This is a genomic window from Microbispora sp. CSR-4, from assembly GCF_008033685.1.
Taxonomy (GTDB): Bacteria; Actinomycetota; Actinomycetes; order Streptosporangiales; family Streptosporangiaceae; genus Microbispora.
Genome location: NZ_VJVX01000330.1, coordinates 1 through 289, shown reverse-complemented (window position 1 = coordinate 289; position 289 = coordinate 1). Strand labels below are relative to the sequence as shown.

The following is a 289-nucleotide window of genomic DNA, read 5'->3' as shown; positions in this document are numbered from 1 at the left end:
TCTGTCATGGTCTGTTCTCCTTCCGTCGCAGGTAGTGGTGCGTTGTGACACCGAGAGTGCGACGGAAGGGCAGGACGAGATCACTACACGACGGGACATGTTCAAGACGTCCCGTCTACGATTGCCAGGTCCCTGGACGTCCTGACGCGGCAGGTGAAATGGCCAACGAGCGACTACGCGCGGCCCTCCTGGAACGCGGGGTGAGCATCGCCGAGCTGGCGACCGCGATCCAGGTGGACCCCAAGACCGTCGAACGCTGGATCACCAAAGGCCGCGCACCGTACCGAAA

General features: G+C 62.6%; 1 protein-coding gene. It reads left to right on the top strand.

Annotated elements, in window-relative coordinates:
• Positions 1-158 precede the first annotated feature (158 nt).
• The coding region (locus FLV34_RS43180) for a helix-turn-helix transcriptional regulator (RefSeq protein ID WP_187280911.1) at positions 159-289 on the top strand (131 nt) is incomplete at its 3' end.